This is a genomic window from Pseudomonas sp. GZD-222 (assembly GCF_049310525.1).
Lineage (GTDB): Bacteria > Pseudomonadota > Gammaproteobacteria > Pseudomonadales > Pseudomonadaceae > Aquipseudomonas.
The window spans coordinates 21,125-29,409 of record NZ_JBMOWO010000032.1 but is presented as its reverse complement, the minus strand read 5'-3'; the positions used below and the strand labels follow the sequence as shown (position 1 = coordinate 29,409).

At 60.5% G+C, this 8,285-nt stretch carries 7 protein-coding genes; 4 read left to right on the top strand and 3 right to left on the bottom strand.

Annotated features, from left to right (window positions below):
* Positions 1-80: 80 nt before the first annotated feature.
* The 3 genes from ACO6VD_RS06240 to ACO6VD_RS06230 all read right to left on the bottom strand — a co-directional run bounded on the left by ACO6VD_RS06240 (position 81) and on the right by ACO6VD_RS06230 (position 2,947).
* Positions 81-923 carry an ATPase gene (locus ACO6VD_RS06240; RefSeq protein ID WP_422417717.1) on the bottom strand — a complete coding sequence of 281 codons (843 nt, stop codon included), beginning with the start codon at positions 921-923 and terminating at the stop codon, positions 81-83.
* Positions 924-1,011: 88 nt separating this feature from the next.
* The gene (locus ACO6VD_RS06235) at positions 1,012-2,007 is read right to left on the bottom strand and encodes an NAD-dependent epimerase/dehydratase family protein (RefSeq protein ID WP_422417716.1); all 996 of its coding nucleotides are present in this window, start codon (positions 2,005-2,007) and stop codon (positions 1,012-1,014) included.
* A 49-nt stretch (positions 2,008-2,056) separates the two neighbouring features.
* Positions 2,057-2,947 carry a LysR family transcriptional regulator ArgP gene (locus ACO6VD_RS06230; protein WP_422417715.1) on the bottom strand — a complete coding sequence of 297 codons (891 nt, stop codon included), beginning with the start codon at positions 2,945-2,947 and terminating at the stop codon, positions 2,057-2,059.
* Positions 2,948-3,072: 125 nt separating this feature from the next.
* Here ACO6VD_RS06230 and ACO6VD_RS06225 point away from each other — a divergent pair, with 125 nt between their 5' ends.
* The 4 genes from ACO6VD_RS06225 to ACO6VD_RS06210 all read left to right on the top strand — a co-directional run bounded on the left by ACO6VD_RS06225 (position 3,073) and on the right by ACO6VD_RS06210 (position 8,258).
* Entirely contained in the window at positions 3,073-3,672 is a 600-nt protein-coding gene (locus tag ACO6VD_RS06225) for a LysE/ArgO family amino acid transporter (RefSeq protein WP_400171743.1), read from the top strand.
* Between the two features lie 188 nt (positions 3,673-3,860).
* Positions 3,861-4,457 carry a superoxide dismutase gene (locus ACO6VD_RS06220; RefSeq protein ID WP_400171741.1) on the top strand — a complete coding sequence of 199 codons (597 nt, stop codon included), beginning with the start codon at positions 3,861-3,863 and terminating at the stop codon, positions 4,455-4,457.
* Positions 4,458-4,722: 265 nt separating this feature from the next.
* The gene (locus ACO6VD_RS06215; RefSeq protein WP_400171739.1) at positions 4,723-6,774 is read left to right on the top strand and encodes a putative bifunctional diguanylate cyclase/phosphodiesterase; all 2,052 of its coding nucleotides are present in this window, start codon (positions 4,723-4,725) and stop codon (positions 6,772-6,774) included.
* A 149-nt stretch (positions 6,775-6,923) separates the two neighbouring features.
* Complete coding sequence (locus tag ACO6VD_RS06210; RefSeq protein WP_422417714.1) at positions 6,924-8,258, top strand: imelysin family protein; 1,335 nt, start codon at positions 6,924-6,926, stop codon at positions 8,256-8,258.
* Positions 8,259-8,285 lie beyond the last annotated feature (27 nt).

Below are 8,285 nucleotides of genomic sequence, written 5' to 3'. Positions count from 1 at the left end.
AAAGGGGGGGAAAGTCTCCCCCACGAGTTTTCCAACCCTGTGGGGGGGGGGTCTTCCCCCCGCTATAGGTTCACCATCAATCAAGGCCGTGCATTGATCTGCTGTTGCAGGTTCTGCACCTGGCTTTGCAGGGTAGTGATGCTACGGCTCATCTGTCGGCGGAACGCATCGAACTCGGCAACCGAAGCGCCAGCCGCAACAGGCGCCGCCGGACGATTCTCCTGCTCGCTTTTGAGCACCAGCAGATCCTGTTCCAGACGCTCGATGGCAGCATTCGGATTACCCAGCTTCTTCAGCGCGGCAACCTCGCCAGTCAGGCTGTTGATCTGGGTATCGAGCTTGCCGCCGTCCACCTGAGCCGCTTTCAAGGCCGCCAGTTCGCTGTTTACCGCTTTCAATTGGGCCTGCAACTCAACCTGCAACTTGGCAACTGCCGCCTGTTGCTCAGTGGCCTGCGCCAACACTTGCTCCAGGCGCTTGCCGAGGTCGCCCGTCTGCCCGGCAACACCTTGCTGCTGCTGTTTCTGTTCGACCAGGTTGGCTTGCAACTGCTTGATCTGCAGCTTCAACGCTTCGCTACCGCTGTTGACATTGGATTCACTGGCATCGACTTTGCCGCTAATAGCCTGCAAGCGCCCTGCGGCTTCCTCGCTGATGCGGGCAAAGCTTTCCTGGGTCGCCACCAGTTGCTGCTCCATCAACGACACCTGCTGGAAACTCCACCAGCCCAGGCCCGCCAAGGCGATGAATGATGCCGCCAACAACGCCCACAATGGCCCGGTACTGGCCGCCCGTGGCGCCTTGCGCGCCCCCGCTACCAGCGGCCCACGGTCTGCCGGCAGCCGGTCAAAGTCATCGTCATCCCGCGTACTGGCACGCAGGGTCGGGACATTGTCGAAATCGTCTTGAGCATCGTTACGCATGGGAGCCTTCAACCGCTGTAATAGCAAATGGGCACTAGTATAAACCGCTTACACGGCGCACTGATCGACCGCAAAGTCGTTTACGGGTTCACTGCTGCGGCGTCTGAGCCTTCCACCAGCCACAGAATTCATCCAGCGCCGTCCACAGGCTGACCGTGGGTCGGTAATCCAGTAACTGCCGGGCGCGATTGATATCCAGGGTGAAATCCTTGCTCATCGCCTGCATGGTCAAGCGCGACAGGGTCGGTTGTGGACGCCCGGGCCAGAGCAGGCAAGCCCCTTCATTGACTGCCGCCAGGCTGTAGGCCAGGCCGAAGGAGCGGTAGCGGGTGACCTGCGGCAACTGCATCTGGCGCATTACATAATTGACCACATCCCACAACGGCAATGGATGACCGTTACTGATGTTGTAGGCCTGGCCCAGCGCCGGCTCATCGGCGAACAACGCGCTGAGCAGCGCTTCATTAAGGTTTTGCACACTGGTGAAATCGACCTTGTTCAAGCCGTTGCCGATAATCGCCAGGCGGCGTTTGCGCTGCATCTGCAACAACCGCGGGAAAATGCTCACGTCACCCGCTCCGGTGACGAAGCGTGGACGCAGTGCCAGGACCTCAAGGCCAAACTCCTGGGCACCAAAAACCTTTTGCTCCGCCAGGTACTTGGTCGCCCCATAGTGATCATGGAAGCGCCGTGGCACCTGCTCTTCATTGATGTTCAGCTGCGAACGGCCGTTGAAATAGATCGACGGCGACGACAGGTGCACCAGGCGGCGCACGTGCTCTTTTAGGCACGCCTCGACCACGTTCTCGGTGACCACGACGTTGCCCTGGTAGAAATCCTGGTAACGCCCCCAGTTACCCACCGCCCCGGCGCAATGCACCACGGCATCGACCCCCTGACACAGACGCCGGGCCAGCTCTGCGTCACCCAGGTCGCCGGCAATGAACTGTGCGCCACGCCGCACCAGGTGCTCGACGCCCTCGGCACGGCGGCCGTTGACCCGAACCTCAAGACCCTGCTCCAGGGCAAAGCGCGCAAAGCGCCCGCCAATAAAGCCGCTTGCGCCGGTGACCAGAATTCGCATGTACCACTCCGCCTTACCAAATTTCAGATCCTGCTGACGCTGCCAGCGCTTACAAGGGCACCAGCCATTGCCGGGCAGTCTGTCGCAGGTGTTCGGTCAATTGCCCGAGCAGTTGTCCGCCATTGCGCCAATGATGCCAGTACAAGGGGACGTCGATGGGTTTATCCGCAGAAATTTCTACCAGAAGCCCGCTCGCCAGTTGCTCACGTACCTGCAGTTCCGGCACCAGCCCCCAGCCCAGACCTGCTTCGGTCATGCGCAAGAAACCCTCGGATGAAGGACACAAGTGATGCAGGAAACCATCCGCCATGCCGAGTGAAGCCAGATAACGATGCTGCAGAAAATCATCCGGCCCGAACACCAGCGCCGGCGTGCGTGACAAGCGCCTGGCGTCGAAACCCTCGGCAAAGTAGCGGGCCATGAAGGCCGGGCTGGCCAGGGCGCGGTAACGCATGGCCCCCAACAGTACGCTGCGGGCACCGGCCACAGGACGTTCGCTAGCACAAAGACACGCCGCCACCTCGCCGGCGCGCATGCGTTTCAGACCAACTTCCTGGTCCTCTACCACCAGGTCCAGCAATACCTGTTGCTCGGCGCAAAAGGTACCGACCGCGCCTGCCCACCAGGTGGCCAGGCTGTCGGCGTTAAGGGCAATACGCAAATGTTCGGGCATCCCCTCGTCGTTCAGCGCTGGCACCTGACTTTGCAGATCGCGCTCCAGCAGCCGCACCTGCTGTACATGGTTGAGCAAACGGCGGCCGACATCGGTCGGGGTGGGCGGATTGGCGCGTATCAACACCGGCTGCCCAACCCGCGCCTCTAGCAACTTGATGCGTTGGGAAATCGCCGATTGCGATAATCCCAGCACTTGCGCCGCGCGCTCGAAACCGGCCTGCTCGATGACCGCCGCGAGCGCGGAAAGCAGTTTGTAATCGAACATTATTTTTCCTAATGCCAGATCAGCTTTATTTGTTTTTCTTATACAGATGCAGCCCGCAGAATGGCCAGCATCTTCTTTAGATTTTTAGCGCCAGCGCCCTGCTGGTGCCTGCGGAGCATCCCCCTATGTGGCAAAGCTACCTGAACGGCCTGCTGGTCGCCTTCGGCCTGATCATGGCGATCGGCACCCAGAACGCCTTCGTCCTGGCACAGAGCCTGCGCCGTGAACACCATTTGCCGGTGGCGGCACTCTGTGTGTTCTGCGATGCCCTGCTGGTCGCGGCCGGGGTGTTCGGCCTGGCTACAGTGCTGGCACAGAACCCGACGCTACTGGCAGTGGCGCGTTGGGGCGGTGCCGTCTTCCTGATCTGGTACGGCAGCAAGGCTTTGTTGCGCGCCTGCTCGCAGCAAAGCCTGGAACAAGGTGAAGGCCAGGGTCAGCGCTCACGTCGAGCGGTGCTGCTCAGTGCCCTGGCAGTAACCCTGCTCAACCCTCACGTGTACCTGGATACGGTGCTGTTGATTGGCTCTCTCGGCGCCCAGCAGACCGTTCCCGGCGCCTATGTGGCCGGGGCGGCCAGCGCTTCGCTGCTGTGGTTCTTCACCCTCGCCCTCGGCGCCGCCTGGCTTGCACCCTGGCTGGCGCGTCCCGGCACCTGGCGCCTGCTGGACCTGATGGTTGCGGTGATGATGTTTGCCGTGGCCGCTCAGCTGATCTTCACCTGAGTGCCACTCGTCTGTCGCCAGCAAAGGCTCTGGAACCTCTTTCCCATACACTTGTTGCGTGGTTAAGCACAGGGCCGGGTGCTATGATCCAGCCCTTGCGTCGCAAAGAGTACAAACTCCCCGACGCACACCGGCCGCCCGTGATCGGCCTTGCGCTCACCGCATCAGACCTGATTAGGAGAATCACCATGGCTTTTGAATTGCCGCCGCTGCCTTACCCACACGACGCCCTGCAGCCGCACATCTCCAAGGAAACCTTGGAATACCACCACGACAAGCACCACAACACCTATGTCGTGAACCTGAACAACCTGGTGCCAGGCACCGAGTTTGAAGGTAAAACCCTGGAAGAGATCGTCAAGTCTTCCTCGGGCGGTATCTTCAACAACGCCGCTCAGGTCTGGAACCACACCTTCTACTGGAACTGCCTGGCGCCAAATGCCGGCGGCCAACCTACCGGTGCCCTGGCTGAAGCCATCAACGCTGCGTTCGGCTCGTTCGACAAGTTCAAGGAAGAGTTCACCAAGACTTCCGTTGGCACCTTCGGCTCCGGCTGGGGCTGGCTGGTGAAAAAGGCTGATGGCTCCCTGGCCCTGGCCAGCACCATCGGCGCCGGCTGCCCGCTGACCAGCGGCGACACTCCGCTGCTGACCTGCGACGTCTGGGAACACGCCTACTACATCGACTACCGCAACCTGCGTCCTAAGTACGTCGAGGCGTTCTGGAACCTGGTCAACTGGAAGTTCGTTGCCGAGCAGTTCGAAGGCAAGACCTTCACCGCTTAAGCGGATACCAAGAAAAAACCCGGCCAGTCCGGGTTTTTTTTCGCCTGCATGAGGGCGACTGGCTCTTGCCCCAAACTGATACCGCGCTAACATCAAACCTTGGGAAGTTTGCTTCCAGGATTAAAGTCGCAAGGCCGGGCAACCGATACATTGATAGCGGGAATACCATCACCTTCCGGGTAGGGTAAGTTCTGCCAACGGCCGATAGTGGATTGCCAAGAATGATGGCAAAATGATGCCATGCGCATGGATTAAGGAAACCCCATTGAAGCTGGAACTCAAGAACAGCTTATCGGTCAAGTTGCTCAGGGTCGTACTGCTCTCGGCACTGGTGGTCGGTGTCGTTCTCAGTTGTGCGCAGATTGTCTTTGATGCCTACAAGACGCGTCAGGCAGTGGCCAGTGACGCCCAGCGAATTCTCGACATGTTCCGCGATCCTTCAACCCAGGCGGTCTATAGCCTGGACAAGGAAATGGGCATGCAGGTCATGGAGGGCTTGTTCCAGGACGAGTCCGTGCGCATGGCCTCCATCGGTCATCCCAACGAAACCATGCTCGCCGACAAGTCCCGGCCGCTGCAGGAGTCGACCACACGCTGGTTGACCGACTTGATTCTCGGTCAGGAACGGACCTTCACCACGCAACTGGTGGGTCGTGGTCCCTACAGCGAATACTATGGCGACTTGAGCATCACTCTGGACACGGCGTCCTATGGCGCAGGGTTCCTGGTCAATTCGGTGATCATTTTCATCTCCGGCGTGCTGCGCGCCCTGGCCATGGGCCTGGTGCTGTACCTGGTCTATCACTGGATGTTGACCAAACCGCTGTCGAAGATCATCGAGAACCTCACCCAGATCAATCCCGACCGTCCCAGCCAGCATCAACTGCCGTTGATCAAAGGCCACGAACGCAACGAGCTGGGTCTGTGGGTCAACACCGCCAACCAGCTGCTCGCTTCGATCGAACGCAATACCCATTTGCGTCACGAGGCCGAAAACAGCTTGCTGCGCATGGCCCAGTACGATTTCCTCACCGGTCTGCCCAACCGCCAGCAACTGCAGCAGCAACTGGACAAGATCCTCGTCGACGCCGGCCGCCTGCAGCGCCGGGTCGCGGTGCTGTGCGTCGGCCTTGACGACTTCAAAGGTATCAACGAGCAGTTCAGCTATCAGGCCGGCGACCAACTGCTGCTGGCCCTGGCCGATCGCTTGCGCGCCCACAGTGGCCGCCTCGGTGCGCTGGCGCGCCTGGGTGGCGACCAGTTCGCCCTGGTCCAGGCCGATATCGAGCAGCCCTACGAAGCGGCAGAACTGGCGCAAAGCATTCTCGATGACCTGGAGGCACCCTTCGCCCTCGATCATCAGGAGATCCGCCTGCGGGCCACCATCGGCATCACCCTCTTCCCTGAGGATGGCGACAGCACTGAGAAGCTGCTGCAAAAAGCCGAGCAGACCATGACCCTGGCCAAGACCCGCTCGCGCAACCGCTATCAGTTCTATATCGCCAGCGTCGACAGCGAAATGCGCCGCCGACGCGAGCTGGAAAAAGACCTGCGCGAAGCACTACCGCGCAATCAGCTGTACCTGGTCTACCAACCGCAGATCAGCTACCGCGATCATCGCGTTGTCGGCGTCGAGGCACTGCTGCGCTGGCAGCATCCGGAACTGGGCATGGTCCCGCCAGACCAGTTCATCCCCCTGGCCGAGCAGAACGGCAACATCATCACCATCGGCGAATGGGTACTCGACCAGGCTTGCCGACAGCTGCGCGAATGGCATGACCAGGGCTTCAGCGAATTGCGCATGGCGGTCAACCTGTCGACCGTGCAACTGCACCACAACGAACTGCCGCGCGTGGTCAACAATCTGTTGCAGATCTACCGCCTGCCGCCGCGCAGCCTGGAGTTGGAGGTGACCGAAACCGGCCTGATGGAAGACATCAGTACCGCCGCCCAACATCTGCTGAGCCTGCGCCGCTCCGGCGCACTGATCGCCATTGACGATTTCGGTACCGGCTACTCTTCGCTCAGCTATCTGAAATCATTGCCACTGGACAAGATCAAGATCGACAAGAGCTTCGTTCAGGACCTGTTCGATGACGACGACGATGCCACCATCGTTCGCGCCATCATCCAGTTGGGCAAGAGCCTGGGCATGCAGGTGATCGCGGAAGGTGTGGAAACTGCCGAACAGGAGGCCTACATCATTGCCCAAGGCTGTCATGAGGGGCAGGGCTATCACTACAGCAAACCCTTGCCGGCCCGGGAACTGACCGCCTTCCTCAAGCAGGCGCAGCGCAACCAGGTTTCAATTCTCTAAACCCCTGAAGACATTGCATCAACGGGCAGCAACACGCATTTGAATATTTACGTGCCTGCCTCTTTACACAAAATGCAAATCTTTCGCATTATGTTGCAGTTTTGCGTACTCCGGTACGCCTGTCCAACCTCTCGACGCAGGAATTCGCCATGATTCGTATGCCTCTGGCCACCGCCAGTCTGTTGGCCATTGCCATCTCTCTCGCCGGTTGCGGCGATGACAAGGACAAGGCCGCCGCTCCGCAAGCCCAGGCTCCGGCTGCCAGCGCAGCTGCTCCGGCTGCTGCAGGCAACGTCGATGAGGCCGCCGCCAAGGCCGTGGTCAAGCACTACGCCGACATGGTTCACGCCGTCTACAGCGACTCGCTGAGCACCGCCAAGACCCTGCAAACCGCCATCGACGCTTTCCTCGCCACCCCTAACGACGACACCCTGAAAGCCGCCAAGGCTGCCTGGGTCGCCTCGCGCGTGCCTTACCTGCAGAGCGAAGTGTTCCGCTTCGGCAACACCATCGTCGACGACTGGGAAGGTCAAGTGAACGCCTGGCCACTGGACGAAGGCCTGATCGACTACGTCGACGCCAGCTACGAGCACGCGCTGGGTAACCCGGGTGCTTCGGCCAACATCATCGCCAACACCGAGATCCAGGTCGGCGAAGACAAGATCGACGTCAAGGAAATCACCCCGGAAAAACTCGCCAGCCTGAATGAGCTGGGCGGTTCCGAAGCCAACGTTGCCACCGGCTACCACGCCATCGAATTCCTCCTCTGGGGCCAGGACCTCAACGGTACCGGCCCGGGTGCTGGTGCCCGTCCAGCCTCTGACTATCTGGAAGGCAAAGGCGCCACCGGCGGTCACAACGAGCGTCGCCGCGCCTACCTCAAGGCCGTGACCCAACTGCTGGTCAAGGACCTGGAAGAAATGGTCGGCAACTGGGCGCCAAACGTCGCCACCAACTACCGTGCCACCCTGGAAGCAGAACCGGTCACCGACGGTCTGCGCAAGATGCTGTTCGGCATGGGCAGTCTGTCGCTGGGTGAACTGGCGGGCGAGCGCATGAAGGTTTCCCTGGAAGCCAACTCGCCGGAAGACGAGCACGATTGCTTCAGCGACAACACCCACTACTCGCACTTCTATGACGCCAAGGGCATCCGTAACGTCTACCTGGGCGAGTACACCCGCGCCGACGGCAGCAAGCTGACCGGCCCGAGCCTGTCGTCGCTGGTAGCCAAAGTCGATCCGGCCACCGACGCCACCCTCAAGGCCGACCTGGAAACCACCGAAGCGAAGATCCAGGTCATTGTCGACCACGCGCTCAAGGGTGAGCACTACGACCAGCTGATCGCTGCCGACAACGCTGCCGGCAACCAGATCGTGCGTGACGCCATCGCCTCGCTGGTCAAGCAGACCGGTGCGATCGAGCAGGCCGCAGGCAAACTGGGGATCTCCAATCTGAACCCGGATACTGCTGATCACGAGTTCTGATTCAGTAGGCAAGCCAGAAAAGGCGAC

Excerpts from the sequence above, each read along its gene's own strand:
- ACO6VD_RS06240 (WP_422417717.1), bottom strand. The coding sequence starts at position 923 with ATGCGTAACGATGCTCAAGACGATTTCGACAATGTCCCGACCCTGCGT.
- ACO6VD_RS06235 (WP_422417716.1), bottom strand. The coding sequence starts at position 2,007 with ATGCGAATTCTGGTCACCGGCGCAAGCGGCTTTATTGGCGGGCGCTTT.
- ACO6VD_RS06230 (WP_422417715.1), bottom strand. The coding sequence starts at position 2,947 with ATGTTCGATTACAAACTGCTTTCCGCGCTCGCGGCGGTCATCGAGCAG.
- ACO6VD_RS06225 (WP_400171743.1), top strand. The coding sequence starts at position 3,073 with ATGTGGCAAAGCTACCTGAACGGCCTGCTGGTCGCCTTCGGCCTGATC.
- ACO6VD_RS06220 (WP_400171741.1), top strand. The coding sequence starts at position 3,861 with ATGGCTTTTGAATTGCCGCCGCTGCCTTACCCACACGACGCCCTGCAG.
- ACO6VD_RS06210 (WP_422417714.1), top strand. The coding sequence starts at position 6,924 with ATGATTCGTATGCCTCTGGCCACCGCCAGTCTGTTGGCCATTGCCATC.